The following is a 19,552-nucleotide window of genomic DNA, read 5'->3' on the forward strand; positions in this document are numbered from 1 at the left end:
TCATGCCGACGTGGGGTTGTGGGGTCGGTGTGTCCAGGGTTGGTTTATTCTACCTCCAAAACCGGGTGGTCCCCCCCGCCCCCGGCGCGGGCGGCACCTCCTGCCGACGACGTGCCGCCTACACGCGGTGCATCCGCTTGACCCACCAGAAGGTCAGCGCGAGCAGGCCCGCCGCGAGCACGGTGAAGATGCCCAGCTCGACCAGCTGGAAGGGCACCACGCGGTCCCCGGGCTGGTAGTCGACGAAGCTCTGGCTCACCCCTTGGTCGACCAGGCACCGCCCGTAGGCGCCCTCGTCCTGGGTCGCCGCCATGCAGGGTGCGTTGAAGTCCACGTCCACCTCGGCGCCCGCCGCGTCCAGGTACCCGACGTCCACCACCATCGCGTCCCGGGCCGGCCAGGCGATGTTCCCCCCGTCCCTCGGCAGCGGGTCGTACGGCGCCACGGTGCGCAACGGCGGCGCGTAGTACGACCGCCACAGGCCCGCGACCAGGCCCCGCACCACGAAGAACCCCACGAGCGCGAGCCCCATGGACGCCACCGTGCGGCGGGTGAACGCGCTGAGCGCGAGGCCGAGCGCGAACCCGAACAGGGCGTAGCCGACCTGCACGTGCGGCACGGCCTCGAACGGGTAGCTGTCGAACGGCATGAACGCCGCTCCGCCGTCCACGTTCGCGTTCACGCTGTTCATCAGCACGACCAGGGCCGCGCCGTAGGCCGCCGACAGCCCCGCGCCCGCCGCGCCGAGCAGCACGACCTTGCCCGCCAGCCAGCGGACCGGCGTGACGTCCTGGGTCCACACGACCAGGTGGGTGCGCTGCTCGTACTCGCGCGCCAGCAGCGGCGCGGCCCAGAACGCGGCGATCACGAAGCCGCCCAGGACCGACGCCGCGACCAGCGCCTGCGACACGCTGCGGTAGCCGTACTCGCCGAACAGCAGCGAGTGCTCGACGTGGCCGGTGGCGTCGATGTGCCACGCCATGCCGAGCGCCAGCGCCGACAGGCCGACGACGACCACGGCCGTGCCGCCGACGGTCCAGCGGTGCTGCCGCCAGGCCAGCCAGAGCAGGTCGCCCCAGCCGACGCGGGCGCGGGTGGCCGCCGGGGCGGCGGCAGTGGTGGTCGCGGTGGTCGTGGCGGTCATGCCCCGAGCCCCTTCCGAGTGACCGCGAGCTGCGCGAGCACGTAGTCCTCCAAGGTCACCGGCCGTTCGCGCCACTGCCCCGCGACGACCGGTCGGGGGTGGTCCTCGGGCAACTCGACCAGGAACGTCGACTGGTTGCGCCGGTGCCGCGCCTCGACGACCTCGCCCAGCGCGGGCGGCACGTCCGAGCGCGGGCCGGTGTAGCTGACGTGGCGGGCGAGCAGGTCGTCCAGGTCGCCCCCGGCCAGCAGCCTGCCGTGCGCGAGCAGCAGCAGGTGGTCCGCCACGCCGCCCAGCTCGGCCACCACGTGGGTGGACAGCAGCACGGTCATGCCGGTCTCGTCGACCTCGGACAGCAGCTCGGCGGTGACCTCGCGGCGGGCCAGCGGGTCGAGGTTGGCCAGCGGCTCGTCGAGCATGAGCACGTCCGGCCGGGACCCGATGGCCAGCGCGAACGCCACCTGCGCCTGCTGGCCGCCGGACAGCTTGCCGCACGCCCGGTCCGGCGGGACCTCGAAGCGCTCCAGCCAGCGGCGGGCGCGGGGCTCGTCCCACACCACGTTGAGCCGCGCGCCCAGGCGCAGCACGTCGGTGGCGGTGAAGTTCCGGTACACGGGCTTGTCCTGGGACACGAACGCCACCCGGCCGGCCGCGACCGCCGACCCCTCGTCCGGCCGGAGCAGGCCCGCCAGGACCGTCATCAGCGTCGTCTTGCCCGCGCCGTTCGCGCCGACGAGCGCCGCCACCCGGCCCCTCGGCAGTTCGAACTCGCACTCGCGCAGCGCCCACTTGTCCTTGTAGCGCTTGCCCAGCCCCCGCGCGCGCACCGCGACCGCGGTGGTGTCGACCGGCTCGACCACGGTCGTCATGCGACCGCCACCCCTTCCCCGTTGGCCAGCACCGAACGCACGAGGGCGTCGATGTCCTCGGTGTCCAACCCCGCCTCGCGCGCCTCCCGCACCCACACGGCCAGGCGCGCCCGCAGCGCGGCCATCACCTCGGGCGACGTCGACCCGAGGCCCGCCTTCACGAACGTGCCCGACCCCTGGCGCGCCTCGACCAGCCCGGACATCTCCAGCTCCCGGTACGCCTTGAGCACGGTGTTCGCGTTCACCCCGCTGGTCGCGACGACGTCGCGCACGGTCGGCAGGCGGTCGCCGGGCGCCAGCCACCCCAGGCGCAGCGCCTCACGGACCTGCCGCACGAGCTGGAGGTACGCGGGGAGGCCGCTGGCGCGTTCGACGTGGAACTCCACCCGACGCCTCCAAATTGTTCTACTCGACTAAGACACTGCAACACCGTTCAGCAACGCCCCGGAGTTGTCAAGCCGCGCCCGACCCCCGGCCGGGGGCGACACCCGGATCGGGTGAGGGTTTTCCTCCCACGGGGTGGCGTCGCCCTCCGCGTCCGTGATCACGAGGGCGTCCGCTCCGACCGGACCGGGTCATCCACCGCCACCATGGTCTTTTTCGCCGCTCAGCGGCCCCGACCGGCGCTTTTACTCGACGGTGCGCACGAACCCGTACACCGGAAGGAAGAGCTGATGACACTCGGACGGATCCTCGCCGCCGTCGCCGTGGCCGCCTCGACGCTGCTCGTCGCACCGACCGCCAACGCCGCCCAGCCCGACACGCGACAGGACGAGTGGGTCATCCAGAGCGACACCCGGCAGGACGACGTGTGGGACCAGACCAACTGGGCGTGGGACCCCGAGTTCCCGGTCATCCCCCACCCGTTCCACGGGGAGAACAACCAGAAGTGGTACATCTCCGATGACAACACCATCACCAGCAAGGCCTACGGGTGGTGCGTGACCTCGGTCGGCGGCAGGCTGGCCGGCCGGGACTGCGACGGCTCCGCGGAGCAGCGGTGGGTGGGCAACTCCTACGACGGCTACCGCACCTGGCTGTTCGAACTGGGGAGCACCGACCACTGCGTCACGCACAACGGCGTCTACAAGGAGCTGATCCTCGCGCCGTGCGACCCCGGTCGGGCCGACCAGCGCTGGATCATCCGCAAGTAGCGGCCGGGCCCGCGTCGGCCGGGTGCGCCCGGTCGGCGCGTGGCACCCCGTCGCCCCGGTCCGTGCGCGGCACCCCCGTCGTCACGGGCGCGCCGGGCCCCGACCCGCGAGGCGCCGGCCCGGTGGGGAACGGGGTGGGCGCCGGACAGGGGGTCGGCGCCGGACGGGGTTCAGCGCCGGACAGGGGATCAGCGCCCGAGCCGGGTGATCAGCGCGACCGCCTCCTCCCAGGTGCCGGGCAGCTCCTCCACCCGGATCCGCACCGGCCCGGTGGGCGCCACGTGCGGGTCGACGGCCAGCCGGTCGGCGGTGAGCAGGCGCAGGTTGGCCACCGCCCGGCCCAGCGTCTCGTCGCGCCTGAGCAGCACGCACGCCGTGGCCGGGCCGATCGACGCCACGGTCTGGCCCGCGTCGAACACCTCCCGCAGCGCGTCGGCCAGCAGCGTCATCGCCACCACGCGGGACCAACCGCTCACCCGGCTCAGGTCCAGCCCCGCCGGCACCAGCACGTGCTGCCCCCGGCGGCCGGTCGTGCGCTCCTCCGCGTACACCTCGCGCAGCCTGGTGCGCAGGTAGGCGGCGGTGGCCAGGCCGGTGAGCGGGTTGTCCGCCGCGCACTCGGCCGCCTGCGCGCTCACCACGTCGCCCCAGCCCAGGGCGGTGGCCCGGAGCATCCGCGCGGGCACCGCGTCCACGTCCGGCGACACCATCCCGTCCAACCCGGTCGGCGCGGTGAGCACCGCGTGCAGCGCCGCCAGGTCCAGCAGCGTCTCGGCCAGCCCGGCCCCGGACTCCGCCCGCGCCCCGCCCAGCCGGTACAGCGCGCCGCTCGGGTCCGCCGCGCCCAGCACCGCCGCGCAGACCTCGTCTACCTCGCGCACCGGCCAGTCGGCGGGGAAGGCCCAGCCCGCGGCCATGGTCGCGGTCCGCCACCTCGACCGCAGGGCACCCGCCCCGCCCGCGCCGAACCGCCGTGCCACCGCTACCCGAACACCCACCCGGATGCCTCCTCGCCGTCGCTCTGACGTAGACGGGACGTGGCAGGAGGTCATCCATGACGGCATTCCCAGGACACGATTGAGGGTCTTCTCGTGACGGTGCGCTACCCGGTGCGCCAAACTGGCCCGCGCGAGGAGGGGAAACACGTGGCGACCGTTCCTGCCGACGTCCAGGGACCCAGCGACGCGGAGCTCATCGAGTCCGTGCGCGCCGGGTCCACCGACGCCTACGGGCAGCTCTACGAACGGCACGTGGGCGCCGCCTACAACCTGGCCCGCCAGCTCTCCAGGTCCTCGGCCGAGTCCGACGACCTGGTCTCGGACGCCTTCGCCAAGGTCCTGGACACGCTGCGCGCCGGCCGCGGCCCCGACACGGCGTTCCGCGCCTACCTGCTCACCGCGCTGCGCCACACGGCCTACGACAAGACCCGCCGGGACCGCAAGCTCGAACTGGCCGACGACGTGTCCGAGGTCGCGCCCGAGGCGACCTCCGTGCCGTTCGCCGACACCGCCGTGGCGGGCCTGGAGCGGTCGCTGGCCGCGCGGGCGTTCGCCCGGCTGCCCGAGCGCTGGCAGACCGTGCTCTGGCACACCGAGATCGAGGGCCAGTCACCCGCCGAGGTCGCGCCGCTGCTCGGCCTGACGGCCAACGGCGTGTCCGCGCTCGCCTACCGCGCCCGCGAGGGCCTCAAGCAGGCATACCTGCAGGTCCACCTGGCCGAGACGCAGGCCGAGCGGTGCCGCGCCACCGTGGACCGGCTGGGCGCGTGGACCCGGGGCGGCCTGTCCAAGCGGGAGACCGCGCAGGTCGAGGCGCACCTGGACGAGTGCGTCGACTGCCGCGCGCTGGCCGCCGAGCTGGCCGACGTCAACGGCGCGCTGCGCGGGATCATCGCGCCGATGGTGCTGGGCCTGGGCGTCACCGGCTACCTCGCCGCCGCCGCGGGCAGCGCCAAGGCCGCCGCGGCCACCGCCGGAGCGGTCGGCGCGGCGGCGGGCGCCGCGGGCGGCGGCTCGACCGGCTCGGGCGGCGGCGTGACCAACCTGCTCACCGCCGCGCCGCGCCAACTGGTCGGCGCGGCCGCGTCGGTGGCCGCCCTGGTGCTCGCGGTCGTGGTCGGCCTGGCCGCCGGCGGCGAGCAGGAGACGCCCGCCGCGCAGGTCTCGCCGCTGCCGACGACCACCGCCCGGGTCCTGCCGACCACCCGGCCGGCGCAGGCACCGACGACGCAGGCGCCGACGACCACCACCGCGCCCACGACGACCACGACGACCACGACGCCCACGACCACGGCGGCACCCGCGCCGACGACCGGGTCCCGGCCGGAACCGGAACCCGAACCCCAGCCCGGTCCCGGGCCGCAACCCGAACCCGAGCCCGAACCGGAGCCCGAGCCCGAACCGGAACCCGAGCCGACGCCGCCGAACCTGGTGCCGACCGTGCCCAGCGGGTTCAGCCTGACCCCCGGCGCGGACCCGGTCGCCCTGCCGATCACCGTGCGCAACTCCGGCGAGACCGCCTCCGAGCCCGCCGGGGCCGCGCTCCTGCTGCCGCCCGGCGTGCGGGCGACCGACGGGCCCCCGTCGTTCGCGGGACGCCGCCTGGCGCAACTCGACGGCCTGCCCGAGCAGACCGTGACCTGCCCGGCGGGCGTCGGCGCGGTCACCTGCGCCACCCCGCGCGGCATCGCGCCCGGCGGCACCGCCACGTTCGTGTTCCACCTCCAGGCCGACTGGGAGGCGACGACCGGCCTGATCACCGGCACGGTCAGCGCCGGCGCCGCGATCAGCGTGGACATCGAGGTGGACGTCGCGGTCACGCCGGTCGAGGACGACCTGGAGCTGTCGGTGCGCAAGTGGCAGCACCACTTCTGGGAACCGCGCCTGGACGTCTCGGTCACCAACACCGGCGGCAAGCCGGGCACGGCGCGCCTGGTCGTCGAGACCGACGACCGCCTCACCCTGATCACGCTGTGGCGCGGGTGCGAGCGGTCGCACCACCGGATCGTGTGCGAGGTCCCGCTGGCCCGGGGCGAGACGTTCGGGGTGCCCGTGTGGGTGTTCGGCCTGCCGTGGCGGGACGGCGTGGTGCGGGCCACCGCCACCCTCGGCACCGCGACGAAGACCGTCGAGGTGCCGGTCTCGCTGCGCCCCGGCCACGACCACGGCGAGCCGGAGCCGCCGGTCGGCGAGCCCACGCGAACTCCCCAGCCGACCACCACCGCGCCCACGACGACCAGCACGGCCCCCCGGACGACCACCGCGCCCACGACCACCGCACCCACCACCACCGCACCCACGAACACCGCACCCACGAACACCGCGCCGTCGCCGACCACCACACCGGCGCCCACGACACCGGCGCCCACGTCGCGGACCGAGCCGCCCACGACCTCGCCGCCCGACCCGGGCACGCCCGCCGAACCGCCGACCACCCCGCCGACCGGGCCGTGCCAACCGCTCCTGCCGTGGCTGCCCCCGCTGGTGGGCGACCTGCTGCCGGACCCCTGCCGAACCCCTTCGTGATCGTTCGAACACGGACCGGTAACCTGCCCCGGTGCTGCCACTCGTGCGCAGGCTCCTGGGCCGTCTGCCGGAACCGGTTCGCTTCCTGGTCCACAAGCACCGGGAGCTGATCCGCTTCGCCGCCGTGGGCGGCACGACGTTCCTGATCGACAACGGCGTCTGGTACGCGCTCAAGCTCACCGTCCTGGACGACAAGGTGGTCACGGCCAAGGCCATCGGCGTGCTGGTGGCCGTCATCGCGTCCTACGTGCTCAGCCGCGAGTGGTCGTTCCACACCAGGGGCGGCCGGGAGCGACACCACGAGGCGGCCCTGTTCTTCCTGGTCAGCGGGATCGGCATCGGCGTGAACCTGCTGCCGCTGTACGTGTCGCGGCACGTGTTCGACCTGCACTCGGAGGTGGCGGACTTCGCCAGCGGCTCGGTGATCGGGATGCTGCTGGCCACCGGCTTCAAGTTCTGGGCGATGCGCAAGTTCGTCTTCCCCGAGGCCGACGCGCGCCCGTCGGTGCGGGAGCTGCGGGTCGTCCGGGACCAGCGCGAAGTGGCCTGAACAGCACTTTCACCGCGGCTCCGTACACTGCTGTGGTGTCCGTGGTCGAGAACCTGGTCCTGCGCCTGCCCGAGCCCCTGCGTTCACTGGCGCTGAAGCACCGGGAGCTGCTCAAGTTCGCCGTGGTGGGCGGCACCTGCTTCGTGATCGACACGGCCATCTTCTTCGGCCTGAAGTCGCTCGTGCTCAACGAGCACCCGGTGACCGCGAAGATCGTGGCCACCCTGGTCGCCACGATCGTGTCCTACGTCCTCAACCGCGAGTGGTCGTTCCGGACCAGGGGCGGGCGGGAGCGCCGGCACGAGGCCGCGCTGTTCTTCCTGGTCAACGGCATCGGCATCGTGCTGAACTCCGCGCCGCTGTGGGTGTCGAGGTACCTGCTGCACCTCCAGGAGCCCCACGTCAGCCGGCTCGCGGAGGAGTTCGCCGACTTCATGAGCGCGCAGGTCGTCGGCACCCTGGTCGCCATGGTGTTCCGCTGGTACGGCTACAAGAAGTGGGTCTTCCCGCAGGCCGACTACCGCCCGCGCCGGGTGACCAGGTCCTACGACCTGCCCGAGGACGAGGAGCGGGAGCTCGGGCACTCGTGACCTAGCGGTGGTCCGCGAGCACCGCCAGCGCCGCGTCGTGCAGGTGGCCGTTGCTGGTCAGCGCGCTGCCGCCGTCGTGGCGGTCGGCCCCGGTCAGGTCGCTGAACCGCCCGCCCGCCTCGGTCACCAGCACCCGGAACGGCGCGACGTCCCACGGGTTCACGATCGCCTCGGCGGCCAGGTCGATCGCGCCCTCCGCGACCAGGCAGTGCTGCCAGAAGTCGCCGAACGCCCGGTTCTCCCAGCACGCGTCCGCCAGCGCCAGGTACGCCTCGCGCGAGTGGTGCTCGACCCACGAGCCCAGGTGCGTGGTGGACAGGTAGGCGTCCCCCAGGTCCCGCACCCCCGACACGGCGATCCGCCGCTCCCCCGACGCGTCCGAGGTGAACGCGCCGCCGCCCGCCGACGCCCACCAGCGGCGGCCCAGGGCGGGCGCGCTGACCGCGCCGACGACGGGCGTGCCGTCCTCGACCAGCGCGATCAGCGTCGCCCACACGGGCAGGCCGCGCAGGAAGTTCTTCGTGCCGTCGATCGGGTCGATCACCCAGGCGCGGCCGTCGCCCACCGTCCCGCCCCGCTCCTCGCCCGCGACCTGGTCGTCGGGCGCCTCGGCGGCCAGCACGGCGCGGATGGCGTCCTCCACGGCCACGTCGGCGTCCGTGACGGGCGTGCGGTCGGGTTTGCGCTCCACCACCAGGTCGCGAGCGCGGAACCTCGCGGTGGTGATCTTGTCGGCCTCGTCGGCGAGGCGGAGGGCGAGGGCGAGATCTGCGCGAAGGGCGGACACGCGGGGGATCGTGCCACGCCTACGCTGAGTGGTGTGAGCGTGGTCTTGTTGGCCGAGGACGATCCGGCGATCGCGGAGCCGCTGTCGCGTGCGCTGCAGCGCGAGGGGTACCAGGTGCAGGTGGTCGGGGACGGTCCCGGCGCGTTGGACGCGGCCGCGCACGGCGGGATCGACCTGCTGGTGCTCGACCTGGGCCTGCCCGGCATGGACGGCCTGGAGGTGTGCCGCCGACTGCGCGCCAACGGGCGCGGCCTGCCGGTGCTGATGCTCACCGCCCGGTCCGACGAGGTGGACTTCGTGGTCGGGCTCGACGCGGGCGCGGACGACTACGTGGCCAAGCCGTTCCGGCTGGCCGAGCTGATGGCCCGGATCCGGGCGCTGCTGCGCCGGCGCGCACCCGGCACGCTGGAGGTCAACGGCGTCCGCGTCGACCTCGCGGCCCGCCGCGTCACCGTGGACGGCCAGGAGGTGCAGCTCGCCAACAAGGAGTTCGAGCTGCTGCGCGTGCTGATCCAGCGCGCGGGCCAGGTCGTGCACCGCGACGAGATCCTGTCCGAGGTCTGGAACGACCCCGAGCTGAAGAGCAGCAAGACCCTGGACATGCACATGTCGTGGCTGCGCCGCAAGCTCGGCGACGCCCGGGGCGTGGAGCGCCGGATCGCGACCGTGCGCGGCGTCGGGTTCCGGTTCAACGCGGCGGACTGATGCGCAGCCGCATCCTCCGCGCCATCCTGCTGGCCGTCGCCGTCACCGGGTTCGCCCTGGGCATCCCGCTCGGCTACACGGCGCTCCAGCTCGTGGAGGGCGCCGCCCGCAACGACCTGACCACGCGGGCGCAGCGGATAGCGGCCTCCATCGACGACCAGATCGCCAACGCGCAGCCGATCGACCTGGGGCCGGTCGAGGTGGGCGTGCCGGAGGGCGGCCACCTCGTGGTCACCACCGGCAACCGGGTGCTGGAGTTCGGCGCCACCCCCGGTGAGGACGTGCTGTCGGTGCAGGTGCCGATCGCGCAGCAGGGCACGGTGCGGCTGGAGGTGTCCGCGGACCCGGTGCGCACCACGCAGTACCAGGTGTCGGCGCTGGTGGTGCTGCTGGTGGTGCTGTCCGTCGGCACCGGCACGGTCGTGGCCACGGTCACCGCGCGCAAGCTCGCCGAACCGCTGCGGCACGTGGCGGCGCGCGCCAGCCGGCTCGGCGCGGGCGACTTCCGGCACGACGACCGGCGGCACGGCGTGCCCGAGCTGGACCTGGTGTCCGACGCGCTGGACAAGTCGGCGGGCGCGCTGGCCCAGCTCGTGCAGCGGGAGCGGGAGCTGGTCGGCGACGTGTCGCACCAGCTGCGCAGCAGGTTGACCGCGATGCAGCTGCGCCTGGAGGCGCTGTCGCTGCACCCGGAGCCGGACGCGGCCGCCGAGGCGCGGGCGGCGCTGGAGCAGGCCGAGCGGCTGGCCGAGGTGCTGAACGAGATGCTGGCCGCCGCCCGCGCCGCCCGCGCGGTCGGCGCGGAGCCGCTGGACCTGGCCGCCGAGCTGGCCGCCATCGCCGAGGAGTGGCGCGAACCGCTGCGCCAGGTCGGGCGCGCGCTGCGGGTCCGGGTGCCGGAGGGGCTGCTGGCGCGTGCCACGCCCGCCCGGTTGCGCGAGGCGATCGGCGTGCTGCTGGACAACGCCCTGCGGCACGGCGAGGGCCAGGTCGTCGTGTCCGCGCGCCGGGACGACGGCACGGTGGTCGTGGAGGTCAGCGACTCGGGCAGGGGCGTGCCGGACGAGCTGTCGCACCACATCTTCGAGCGCGGCGTGTCCGGCGGCGGCTCCACCGGCGTGGGCCTGGCGCTGGCGCGGGCCCTGGTCGACGCCGACGGCGGGCGGCTGGAGCTGTCCACCGCCCGGCCCGCGACGTTCGCCGTGTTCCTGCCGGTGCCGAAGGCCGAGGACGTGGTGGGCGTGAGCTGGCGGACCGACCTCACGCCCCGCTAGGCGCGGCGCCCTCCGGCAGCACGCCGACCGCGCCGCGCACCACCTGCGCCCACACCAGGCGGCCGAACAGGTAGTGGCAGGCCACGTCCTCGCTGGTGAACGCGGCCCAGTCGTAGCGGTTGCCCTGCTCGCGCCAGAAGACCTCGAAGCCCTCCGCGGTGGCCACCAGGCACCACCTGTTCTCGGCCTCCGCCCCGATCGACATGACCTCCGCGGGCACGCCCACGGCCAGCAGCCAGCCCTCGACCGACTCGGCGTTCACCGGACCTCCTCCAGGTAACCCAGGGCGAGCAGGTCGGCCACGGGGTGGGTGGTGCGGTAGCGGACGCCACCGCCGGGCTGCCCGAACCACTCGGCGGACAGCGTGAACCACACCGGCAGCACCCTGGCGACCCGGTACCGGTGGTACCCGGCGTCGAGCAGGGCGGGCGGCAGCGAGCGGGCGGCGTAGGCGGTGCCCGACTCGGACAGCACCCGGCCCTCGGGCGGGCCGAACCGGTCCAGCTCCACGCCCACCGCGAGCACACCGGGCTGACCGGCCTCGTAGCCGCCCTCGGGGAACAGCTCGCCGGGCGGCCACGCGTACTCCGGCGGGTCGGACCGGACCAGGAAGCGGCGGTCCCAGTCGCGCTCGTGCAGGCCCGCCTGGGGGTCGTAGCCGTCCAGCAGCGCGGGGTCGGGCGCGGCGCCCGGCGCGAGCACCAGGCGCGGGCGGGCGACGGCGGGCCGCGGCTCGGTGGCCGGTTCGCCCGCCGCGCCGGACAGCCGGGACCGGAGCCGGTCGCCGTAGGTCAGGTCGAGGCCGGGCTGCGCGGCCGTGTCGACCAGGTGCCCGTCTGGGTGGCCGTCCGGCTCGAACCGGAGACCGGCCGCGAACACCTGCTCGCCCGACGGCGGCGGGAGCTGGCGGGCCGGTGCGGTGCGGGGCCGGGGCAGCGTGCCGCCGGGGAACATGTGCAGCAGGAACAGGGCCGCGGCCTCGGTGGTCGGCCGCGCGGTGCTCGCCGCGGGGACCGGTTCGGCCTCGGGCTCGTCCACCGGCCCGGCCGGCGGGGCCGCCGGCGCGGGGTCCGGCAGCAGCGGGTTCCGACCCGCGCCTCCCCGGCCGACCGGGATCGGCACGACGGCGAACGCGAGCGAACCGTCCTGGACCGCGTTCCCGACGTCCCGGGCGGCGGTGGCCAGCGACTCGCGCAGGTCGCCGGCCACGGACTCGCCCTTCGCCTCGCCCTTGGCCTGGGCATCGGCCTTGGCGTCGGCCTTGACCTGGGCGTCGGTCCTGGGGCCCTCGCCCTTGGCGCCGCCGGCGTCCTTGGCCGCACCCTGGTTCTGCCCCTGGTTCTGCCCTTGGCCCTGGCCTGGCCCCTGCCCTTGTCCCTGGGGCGCGGACCCCGACCCGGAGCCCTGCGCCGCACCTTGGCCCGAGCCCGGGGTCGCACCAGTGCCCTGGGCAGGCACGGCCGCCTGCGCGGCCCGCGCGTCCGCCTTCGGCGCGGCTTGGCCCTGCTGCGCGGACGGCGGCGAACCGGCGTTGGCCGCCGCCGGGGACTGGGTCGCCGGGGACTGGGTCGCCGGGGACTGGGTCGCCGGGGACTGGGTCAACGGGGACTGGGTCACCGGAGCACCGGCGGCCGGGGCCGCGGGCGCGCCACCGGTCGGCCCGCCGAACGCGGGCCCCTGCGGGGCGGGCTGGTTCGCCGCCGGGGCGGGCGGCTGCTGCGCGGGCGCGTGCGGGGTGTCGACCGGCAGCACCGGCCGGTCCAGGACCGCCGCGGCCGACTGGCTGACCGTGTCCGCCGAGCGGCCGACCACGTCCGCCACGGGCGCGCCCGTCGCTCCGCCGACCGCGTCCGCAACGGGCCTCACGACGTGGTCCACCACCGGGTTCACGACCTGGTTGACCAGGCCGGGCGGAGGACCGGACGGCCCGTGGCCCACACCCGGCCCCGAACCCGGCCCTTGCCCCGAGCCCGGCCCGTGCCCCGGTCCGGAACCCGGCCCCTGCCCCGAGCCCACCGGGCCGGGCAGTGCCTGGTCGACGGTGTCGCCCGCGCCCCGCGCCACGTCCTTGGCCGTGTCGACCAGCGGGTCCACCACGGCGGCGACGGGCGGCGCCACCGCGCCGACCGCGTCCACGACCGGATCGACCACCGCACTGACCGTGTCCGTGACAGCGCCCACCAGGCCGCCGACGAGCCCGGGGGCCTGGTTGCCGCTGTTCCCGGGACCACCCGCACCAGGACCACCCGCACCGGGACCGCCGCCGGCACCGTTGCCGTTGCCGTTGCCGTTGTCGCCGCCACCGCCGCCACCGCCGAGCAGGCCGTCCAGCAGCCCGCCGCCGTTGGACTGGTTGCCGCGCCCCTGGTCGCCCCGTGCCTGGTCGCCGCGCCCCTGGTCGCCGCCCTGGCCGGGAGCGTCGCCGGACCCGCCCGGGTTGGGTCCGCCGGTCTCCGGTCCGTGCACGCCGGGGCTGGTGTCGACCGGCGGCGGGCTCCCGACCACCGTCACGCCGCTGTCCAGCCGCACCGCGCTGGTCAGCGCGTCGGTCAGGTGGGCGACGTTGGTGGCCGCGCCGCGGATCGCCGTGTCCAGCCCCAGCAGCGCCGTCGGGTGGCCCGCGCTCGCGGCCTGCTGCGCCGCGTCGTTGTTCTTGGCCAGGTTCACCAGCTCGCGCACCAGCTCGACCTTCGCCGCGCCGATCTGCTCGGCCGCGTGGTCCAGCCGGTCCGCCGCCGAGTGGCAGCCGCGCACGACCGAGTTCAGCACGCCGTCCGGGGCGGTGAACGCGTTCCACCGCCCGCGCGCCGCCTCCCCGGCCGGGCCGCTCATCGCGCCCAGCGCCTTGCTCGCGGCGCCGTCGGACTCGCCGGCCAGCGCGGCGAGCTTGACGCCCGCCTCGCGCCAGGCGGTGGCGGACGCGCGCATCGCGTCCTCGTCGGCCTTGGGCCACACGACCCCGGCCTTGGCGGCGACCTCGGCCAGTTCGGCCGGCAGCTCGATGCCCATGGCGGCTCCCCAGGAATTCCAGACGGCGCAGAGGTCAGGTGGCGCGGAGGTCAGATGGCGCGGAACGAGTCGGCGTTGCCCTGCTCGGCCCCGCGGTAGGTGCGGGCCGTCTCCGCGAGGCGCTCGCCGACACCGCCGAAGCCGGGGCCGAGCCCGCCCATGCCGCTCAGCACGTCACCGGACGGTCCGACGTGGCTCGCCGCGAAGCTCTGCCCCACGGCGTCGTCGCCCCAGCACGCGCCCAGCGCGTCGAGCGCGCCGCCCAGGTCGCCCGCGATCCTCCCGGCGCGCTCGGCGAACGCGCCGAAGTCCTGCGCGCCCTCGGTGAGGCGGGCGAGGTCGGTGTGGAAGCCGGTCATCTCAGGTGCCTCCCGGTGGCGTCGACGTTCAGCCAGTCGCGCTGCTCGAAGTCATCGTCGTCGTCGACCGGGCGGGACCGCGACGACCGCGGGTCCGGCTCCGGGCTGATCTCCTCGGGCCGGAGGTCGGCGGTGCCGCGCACCAGCGCCTCCGGGTCGGTCCCGGCGGGCAGCACCGGGCTCAGCGCCTGGTACGTGCGCTCGGCGGCCTTGGCCACGGCCTCCCGTGCGGTCCGCACGACCAGCTGGGCGAGCCGGTCGGGGCGCAGCCGGTAGGCGTCGTCGGTCAGCTCCAGGTCGGTGAGCGTGCCGCGGGCGTCGACCACCGCGGTCACCTCGCCGCCGGGGCTGGTCGCGACAGCCGTCACCCGGGCGAGGTCGCGCTGCACCGACGCGAGCTGGTCTCGGCTGCGCCGGTAGTCGGCGAGCAGCTCGTCGACCCGGGCGCGGTGATCGGTCGTCACGGCCACCTCCGGTTCCAACCGTCGCCGGGCATGGTCGTCGGTCGCGCGTTGGACGTTACGACCCCGCACCCGGTTCCGGGCCCCTTCGGAAGAAATCCGCGTGTCCTCCACTCCGGCACCGCGTGTCCTCCACCGCGGCACCGCGAACCCTCCACCCGGGCACCGGACCCGCGCTCGGGCACCGGACCCGCGCCCGTGCCGGCGTTACCCCCGCAGCGCCCGGACCACCCGCGACGGGCTCGGCCGGCCCAGCCGCCGCGCCATCCACGCGCTGGTGTCGGCGAGCTTGTCCAGGTCGAAGCCGTGCTCGATGCCGAGGCCGTCGAGCATCCACACCAGGTCCTCGGTGGCCAGGTTGCCGGTCGCGGACTCCGCGTAGGGGCAGCCGCCCAGGCCGCCCGCAGACGAGTCGACCGTGGTCACGCCCGCCCGCAGGGCCGCCAGCGTGTTGGCCAGCGCCTGCCCGTAGGTGTCGTGGAAGTGCACGGCCAGCCGCTCGACGCCGCCGAAGGCCGCCAGCAGCGCGGTCACCTGCCCCGGCGTGGCCACGCCGATGGTGTCGCCCAGGGAGAGCTGGTCGCAGCCCATGTCCAGCAGGCGCTTGCCGACGCCGACGACCTGCTCGCGCCCGACCGCGCCCTCCCACGGGTCGCCGAAGCACATCGAGACGTAACCCCGAACCCTCAGCCCCTCGGCCTTGGCGCGGGCGACCACCGGCTCGAACATGGCGAACTGCTCGTCCAGGGACCGGTTCAGGTTGCGCCGGGCGAACGTCTCGGTGGCGCTGGCGAAGATCGCCACGTGCCCGACGCCCGCCGCCAGCGCCCGCTCCAGGCCGCGCTCGTTGGGCACCAGCACCGGGTAGTCGACACCGGGCCGCCGGTCCAGGCCGGCCAGCAGCTCCTCGGCGTCGGCGAGCTGCGGCACCCACTTCGGGTGCACGAAGCTGGTCGCCTCCAGGACCGTGCCGCCCGCGTCGGCCAGCCGGTCCAGGAACTCCAGCTTGGTGGCCACCGGGACCACCTCGGCCTCGTTCTGCAGGCCGTCCCGCGGCCCGACCTCCCAGATCGTGACGCGATCCGGCAACCCCTCGCCCGCGACCGACTCCGGCAGGCCGACCTCACGCGCGCCCATCAGTGCTCCCGTCCTCCTGCAGGTGCCCGCCGTCGAGCACCCGACCCACCGCCGCGCGCACCTCCGCCACCGCCGGGATGTCGTCGAACTCCAGCGGCTCGTCCGCGTCGGCCTCGATGACCAGCGTGCCGCAGCCCAGCAGCCGGTCCACCCCGCCCTGCTCGAAGCGGACGTCGCGGACCAGCTCCAGCGGCAGGTTCAGCCGGGCCCGCTTGACCACGCCCATCCGGCACATGACCCGCCGGTCGGTGACGATGAAGTGCGTGGTGCGCCAGCGCAGCACCGGCGCGACCACCAGCCACGCCACCAGCACCGCGGCGACCCCGGTCAGCACGAGCCACGCGGTGGTCGCCCACGACAGGACCGACACCGGTCCCGCCAGCCACGTGGCGCCGACGGCCAGCGCGACCGGGACGGCCACCGGGACGGACAGCGCCTTCCAGTGCGGGTGCTTGTGGATCACGACGTGCTCTCCGGGTTCGAGCAGGTCGTCCGGGTGGGCCACTGCGGTCCCCTTCGGTGGCTGGTGCTGACCTCACCGTACCCGCAGGTGCACCACGTCCCCGGCGGAAACGGGGTGGTCCGAGCCCCGCTCGTCGCGGACCACCAGCGTGCCGTCGGCGGTCAGGTCGCGGGCGGTGCCGAGCAGCGGCGCGTTCCCGGCCAGCTCGACCCGGACCGGGCGGCCGAGCGTGGCGCAGTGCGCCCGGTACTCCTCGCGCAGCACCGGGTCGTCGCCCGCCAGCTCGCGCCACCGCGCCTCCAGCTCGTGCAGCTGCCGGAGCAGGGCGACGGCCAGCTCGGCGCGGTCCGGCGGCTCCGGCGCGTGGTCGGCCAGGCTGGTCGGCGCGAGGCCGCCCGCGCCGGGCTCGACGTCGGCGGGCAGCCTGGCCACGTTCAGGCCGATGCCCAGCACCACGGCGTGGTCGGCGGTGGTCTCGGCGAGCACGCCCGCGGCCTTCGCGCCACCGACCAGCAGGTCGTTGGGCCACTTCAGGGCGGCCCGGACGCCCACGTCGGCCGCGGTGCGGACCAGGGCGACCCCGGCCAGCAGGGTCAGCCACGGCACGCGCGCCGCGGGCACGCCGACCGGGCGGAACAGCACGCTCAGGTACAGGCCGCCGGTGGGCGAGATCCAGCCCCGGCCGCGCCTGCCCTGGCCCGAGACCTGCTCCTCCGCGATCAGCGCGGTGCGGTCGGGCGCGCCCCGGCCCGCGGCGGCGCGCAGGTCGGCGTTGGTCGATCCGGTGCTGGCGACGACGTCGACCGCGGCGTAAGGGCCGACGAGCCGGTCGCGGAGGGTTGCGGCGTCCACGGGTGTGCAGGGTAGGAGCGGCCCGCCCCGCGCGCTGTGTCGGAGCGGTGTGGAAGGCGGGGCGGGCAGCTCGGCCAAGCCTGCAACCTCCACCGCGCTGGAGGTCAAGTCGGAGGTCGGACCGACCGATCGTGACCTGGGCTACTAGCCCTGTCGGGGCCTGGTCCGGCCGCTAAGCTGCCCGGTCATGACCAGTGCGACCGCCCCCATCGGCGAGGAGCCGGACGTTCACACCACGGCCGGGAAGCTGGCCGACCTGCACCGGCGCAACGAGGAGGCCGTGCACGCCGGTTCGGCGCGCATGGTGGAGAAGCAGCACGCCAAGGGCAAGAAGACCGCCCGCGAGCGCATCGAGCTGCTGCTCGACCCGGGTTCGTTCGTGGAGCTGGACGAGCTGGCGCGGCACCGCTCGACCAACTTCGGCCAGGATCGCAACCGGCCCTACGGCGACGGCGTGGTGACCGGCTACGGCACCGTCGACGGCCGCCCGGTGTGCGTGTTCAGCCAGGACGTCACCGTGTTCGGCGGGTCCCTCGGCGAGGTGTACGGCGAGAAGATCGTCAAGGTCATGGACCTGGCGATCAAGACCGGCCGGCCGATCGTCGGCATCAACGAGGGCGGCGGCGCGCGCATCCAGGAGGGCGTCGTCTCGCTGGGCCTCTACGGCGAGATCTTCCGCCGCAACGTGGCCGCGTCCGGCGTCGTGCCGCAGATCTCGCTGATCATGGGCGCGAACGCGGGCGGGCACGTGTACTCGCCGGCGCTCACCGACTTCGTGGTCATGGTCGACCAGACCTCGCACATGTTCATCACCGGCCCCGACGTGATCAAGACCGTCACCGGCGAGGACGTGGGCTTCGAGGAGCTGGGCGGCGGCCGCACGCACAACACCAAGTCGGGCAACGCCCACTACCTGGGCTCCGACGAGGAGGACGCCATCTCCTACGTCAAGGAGCTGCTGTCCTACCTGCCGGCCAACAACCTGTCCGAGCCGCCGGTGTTCGACGCGCCGGACGACGTGGTGCACGGCTCGATCGAGGACTCGGTCACCGACTCCGACCGCGAGCTGGACACCCTGATCCCGGACTCGGCCAACCAGCCGTACGACATGCACGAGGTCATCACCCGCGTGCTGGACGAGGGCGAGTTCCTGGAGGTCCAGCCGCTGTTCGCGCCGAACATCCTGGTCGGGTTCGGCCGGGTCGACGGCCACTCGGTCGGCGTGGTGGCGAACCAGCCCACGCAGTTCGCGGGCTGCCTGGACATCGACGCCTCGGAGAAGGCGGCGCGGTTCGTGCGGACCTGCGACGCGTTCAACATCCCGGTGCTGACCTTCGTCGACGTGCCCGGCTTCCTGCCCGGCACCGACCAGGAGTGGAACGGCATCATCCGGCGCGGCGCGAAGCTGATCTACGCCTACGCCGAGGCCACCGTGCCGCTGGTCACCGTGATCACCCGCAAGGCGTACGGCGGCGCGTACGACGTGATGGGGTCCAAGCACCTCGGCGCGGACGTCAACCTGGCGTGGCCGACCGCGCAGATCGCGGTGATGGGCGCGCAGGGCGCGGCGAACATCGTGCACCGGAAGACCCTGGCCAACGCGGTGCAGAACGGCGAGGACGTCGACGAGCTGCGGGCCCGGTTGCAGCGCGAGTACGAGGACGCGCTGTGCAACCCGTACGTGGCGGCCGAGCGCGGCTACGTGGACGCGGTGATCCCGCCGTCGTTCACGCGGGCGCACGTGGCGCGCGCGCTGGCGATCCTGCGCGACAAGCGCGAGGTGCTGCCGCCCAAGAAGCACGGGAACATCCCGCTGTGAGCGCGCGACCGCACCTCCGGGTCGTGCGCGGCAACCCGGACGACGCCGAACTGGCCGCCCTGACCGCCGTGGTGGCGGCGCTGGCGTCCCGGCCCGCGCCGGAGGCCCCGCGGCCCCGGCGCTCGGCCTGGGCGGACCGCTCGCGCCTGGTGCGCGGGCTCCCGCACCCCGGCCCCGGCGCGTGGCGGGCGTCGGGCCTGCCCTAGCACTCCACCCGGCGGCTGGTGACCTGCACGCCGGCGTCGCGCAGGACGCCGACCGCGCGGCACCGCACGCCGTCGGGGACGCGCAGGCGCACCCGCATCAGCACCTGGCCCGACTCGACCCGCGACTCCAGCACCTCGACGCCGTCCTCCCCGGCCACCGCCCGGGGGACGGCGTCGAGGCGGCCCAGGTCGCGGGCCGCGGTGCCGACCTCGTCCATGACCCGGCTCTCGACGTGGTCCCCCGCGTCGGCGAAGGGCCAGAAGGGGACGCCGTACCCGACCGGGTCGGAGGACACGACCTTCACCGCCACCCCCAGGACCGCCACGGCCGGCAGGACCGCCAACCACCGGTACCGGCCGCGACCGCGGTCCGCCCGGCGAACCACCAGAGCCCAACGCTGCACGTCTCCGAGGTTGCCCAACGGCGAACGGGCGCGCATCGGTAGTTCTACGCAGCCCCCTGAGCGTGGCTCGCCCCTCTCCCCCAGACGCGGCTCGCCCCTCTCCCCCAGACGCGGCTCGCCCCTCTCTCCCGGGCGCGGCTCGCCCCGCGCCCCCTAGGGCCTGTCCTCAAAGCGGGTGCGGTTGGTCTGCTTTGATCTTGGGTCGTGATCCGCAGGCACGAGTTGAGCGATGAGCAGTGGCGGAC

The 19,552-nt window shown here is 74.9% G+C and carries 21 protein-coding genes; 8 read left to right on the plus strand and 13 right to left on the minus strand.

Annotation, left to right across the window (positions count from 1 at the left end):
- Positions 1 to 118 precede the first annotated feature (118 nt).
- The 3 genes from ACFV4N_RS24860 to ACFV4N_RS24870 are packed head-to-tail and all read right to left on the minus strand — an operon-like array spanning position 119 to position 2,399.
- On the minus strand, positions 119 to 1,144 hold the full coding sequence (locus tag ACFV4N_RS24860) for an ABC-2 membrane transporter-related protein (protein ID WP_499674994.1): 1,026 nt from the start codon (positions 1,142 to 1,144) through the stop codon (positions 119 to 121).
- The gene (locus ACFV4N_RS24865) at positions 1,141 to 2,013 is read right to left on the minus strand and encodes an ABC transporter ATP-binding protein (protein WP_499674995.1); all 873 of its coding nucleotides are present in this window, start codon (positions 2,011 to 2,013) and stop codon (positions 1,141 to 1,143) included. The genes ACFV4N_RS24860 and ACFV4N_RS24865 overlap by 4 nt, the downstream gene beginning before the upstream one ends.
- Positions 2,010 to 2,399, minus strand: a complete 390-nt coding sequence (locus ACFV4N_RS24870) for a GntR family transcriptional regulator (RefSeq protein WP_499674996.1) — start codon at positions 2,397 to 2,399, stop codon at positions 2,010 to 2,012. Before ACFV4N_RS24870 ends, ACFV4N_RS24865 begins: the two co-directional genes overlap by 4 nt.
- Positions 2,400 to 2,687: 288 nt before the next feature.
- Here ACFV4N_RS24870 and ACFV4N_RS24875 point away from each other — a divergent pair, with 288 nt between their 5' ends.
- A complete protein-coding gene (locus ACFV4N_RS24875; protein ID WP_499674997.1) occupies positions 2,688 to 3,167 on the plus strand; it encodes a ricin-type beta-trefoil lectin domain protein in 480 nt (159 codons plus the stop codon).
- A gap of 188 nt (positions 3,168 to 3,355) precedes the next feature.
- Here ACFV4N_RS24875 and ACFV4N_RS24880 read toward each other — a convergent pair whose 3' ends face one another.
- Complete coding sequence (locus tag ACFV4N_RS24880) at positions 3,356 to 4,165, minus strand: GGDEF domain-containing protein (protein ID WP_499674998.1); 810 nt, start codon at positions 4,163 to 4,165, stop codon at positions 3,356 to 3,358.
- A gap of 147 nt (positions 4,166 to 4,312) precedes the next feature.
- Between ACFV4N_RS24880 and ACFV4N_RS24885 the strand changes: the two genes are divergently transcribed.
- Genes ACFV4N_RS24885 through ACFV4N_RS24895 form a run of 3 tightly spaced genes read left to right on the plus strand, consistent with a single transcriptional unit; the run spans position 4,313 to position 7,831 of the window.
- Entirely contained in the window at positions 4,313 to 6,691 is a 2,379-nt protein-coding gene (locus ACFV4N_RS24885) for a sigma-70 family RNA polymerase sigma factor (protein ID WP_499674999.1), read from the plus strand.
- A gap of 34 nt (positions 6,692 to 6,725) precedes the next feature.
- Positions 6,726 to 7,241 carry a GtrA family protein gene (locus ACFV4N_RS24890; protein ID WP_499675013.1) on the plus strand — a complete coding sequence of 172 codons (516 nt, stop codon included), beginning with the start codon at positions 6,726 to 6,728 and terminating at the stop codon, positions 7,239 to 7,241.
- 35 nt (positions 7,242 to 7,276) lie between these two features.
- Complete coding sequence (locus ACFV4N_RS24895; RefSeq protein WP_499675000.1) at positions 7,277 to 7,831, plus strand: GtrA family protein; 555 nt, start codon at positions 7,277 to 7,279, stop codon at positions 7,829 to 7,831.
- Between the two features lies 1 nt (position 7,832).
- Here the strand turns inward: ACFV4N_RS24895 and hisN are convergent, their stop codons facing one another.
- Positions 7,833 to 8,618 carry a histidinol-phosphatase gene (gene hisN, locus ACFV4N_RS24900; RefSeq protein WP_499675001.1) on the minus strand — a complete coding sequence of 262 codons (786 nt, stop codon included), beginning with the start codon at positions 8,616 to 8,618 and terminating at the stop codon, positions 7,833 to 7,835.
- A 33-nt stretch (positions 8,619 to 8,651) separates the two neighbouring features.
- On the opposite strand from hisN, the gene ACFV4N_RS24905 reads away from it, so the two are divergent.
- Both ACFV4N_RS24905 and ACFV4N_RS24910 read left to right on the plus strand, forming a co-directional pair.
- Positions 8,652 to 9,323, plus strand: a complete 672-nt coding sequence (locus ACFV4N_RS24905; RefSeq protein WP_380634673.1) for a response regulator transcription factor — start codon at positions 8,652 to 8,654, stop codon at positions 9,321 to 9,323.
- The gene (locus tag ACFV4N_RS24910; protein ID WP_499675002.1) at positions 9,323 to 10,597 is read left to right on the plus strand and encodes a sensor histidine kinase; all 1,275 of its coding nucleotides are present in this window, start codon (positions 9,323 to 9,325) and stop codon (positions 10,595 to 10,597) included. The genes ACFV4N_RS24905 and ACFV4N_RS24910 overlap by 1 nt, the downstream gene beginning before the upstream one ends.
- Here the strand turns inward: ACFV4N_RS24910 and ACFV4N_RS24915 are convergent.
- The 7 genes from ACFV4N_RS24915 to ACFV4N_RS24945 form a co-directional block, all read right to left on the minus strand.
- Positions 10,584 to 10,859, minus strand: a complete 276-nt coding sequence (locus ACFV4N_RS24915; RefSeq protein ID WP_499675003.1) for a hypothetical protein — start codon at positions 10,857 to 10,859, stop codon at positions 10,584 to 10,586. The two genes, ACFV4N_RS24910 and ACFV4N_RS24915, sit on opposite strands and share 14 nt — an antisense overlap.
- The gene (locus tag ACFV4N_RS24920; protein WP_499675004.1) at positions 10,856 to 13,606 is read right to left on the minus strand and encodes a TNT domain-containing protein; all 2,751 of its coding nucleotides are present in this window, start codon (positions 13,604 to 13,606) and stop codon (positions 10,856 to 10,858) included. The genes ACFV4N_RS24915 and ACFV4N_RS24920 overlap by 4 nt, the downstream gene beginning before the upstream one ends.
- A 50-nt stretch (positions 13,607 to 13,656) precedes the next feature.
- Entirely contained in the window at positions 13,657 to 13,965 is a 309-nt protein-coding gene (locus ACFV4N_RS24925; RefSeq protein ID WP_499675005.1) for a WXG100 family type VII secretion target, read from the minus strand.
- A complete protein-coding gene (locus ACFV4N_RS24930; protein ID WP_499675006.1) occupies positions 13,962 to 14,429 on the minus strand; it encodes a YbaB/EbfC family nucleoid-associated protein in 468 nt (155 codons plus the stop codon). Before ACFV4N_RS24930 ends, ACFV4N_RS24925 begins: the two co-directional genes overlap by 4 nt.
- A 204-nt stretch (positions 14,430 to 14,633) precedes the next feature.
- The gene (locus ACFV4N_RS24935; RefSeq protein WP_499675007.1) at positions 14,634 to 15,563 is read right to left on the minus strand and encodes a hydroxymethylglutaryl-CoA lyase; all 930 of its coding nucleotides are present in this window, start codon (positions 15,561 to 15,563) and stop codon (positions 14,634 to 14,636) included.
- Positions 15,550 to 16,068 carry a PH domain-containing protein gene (locus ACFV4N_RS24940; protein ID WP_499675008.1) on the minus strand — a complete coding sequence of 173 codons (519 nt, stop codon included), beginning with the start codon at positions 16,066 to 16,068 and terminating at the stop codon, positions 15,550 to 15,552. Before ACFV4N_RS24940 ends, ACFV4N_RS24935 begins: the two co-directional genes overlap by 14 nt.
- Before the next feature lie 30 nt (positions 16,069 to 16,098).
- Positions 16,099 to 16,878, minus strand: a complete 780-nt coding sequence (locus tag ACFV4N_RS24945; protein WP_499675009.1) for a biotin--[acetyl-CoA-carboxylase] ligase — start codon at positions 16,876 to 16,878, stop codon at positions 16,099 to 16,101.
- Between the two features lie 187 nt (positions 16,879 to 17,065).
- On the opposite strand from ACFV4N_RS24945, the gene ACFV4N_RS24950 reads away from it, so the two are divergent.
- Entirely contained in the window at positions 17,066 to 18,697 is a 1,632-nt protein-coding gene (locus ACFV4N_RS24950) for an acyl-CoA carboxylase subunit beta (RefSeq protein WP_499675010.1), read from the plus strand.
- The gene (locus ACFV4N_RS24955; RefSeq protein ID WP_499675011.1) at positions 18,694 to 18,903 is read left to right on the plus strand and encodes an acyl-CoA carboxylase subunit epsilon; all 210 of its coding nucleotides are present in this window, start codon (positions 18,694 to 18,696) and stop codon (positions 18,901 to 18,903) included. The genes ACFV4N_RS24950 and ACFV4N_RS24955 overlap by 4 nt, the downstream gene beginning before the upstream one ends.
- On the opposite strand, the gene ACFV4N_RS24960 is transcribed toward ACFV4N_RS24955, so the two are convergent.
- Positions 18,900 to 19,307 carry a hypothetical protein gene (locus tag ACFV4N_RS24960; protein ID WP_499675012.1) on the minus strand — a complete coding sequence of 136 codons (408 nt, stop codon included), beginning with the start codon at positions 19,305 to 19,307 and terminating at the stop codon, positions 18,900 to 18,902. The genes ACFV4N_RS24955 and ACFV4N_RS24960 overlap by 4 nt on opposite strands.
- Between the last annotated feature and the right edge of the window lie 245 nt (positions 19,308 to 19,552).

It is taken from the genome of Actinosynnema sp. NPDC059797 (assembly GCF_042732085.1).
GTDB lineage: Bacteria > Actinomycetota > Actinomycetes > Mycobacteriales > Pseudonocardiaceae > Actinosynnema.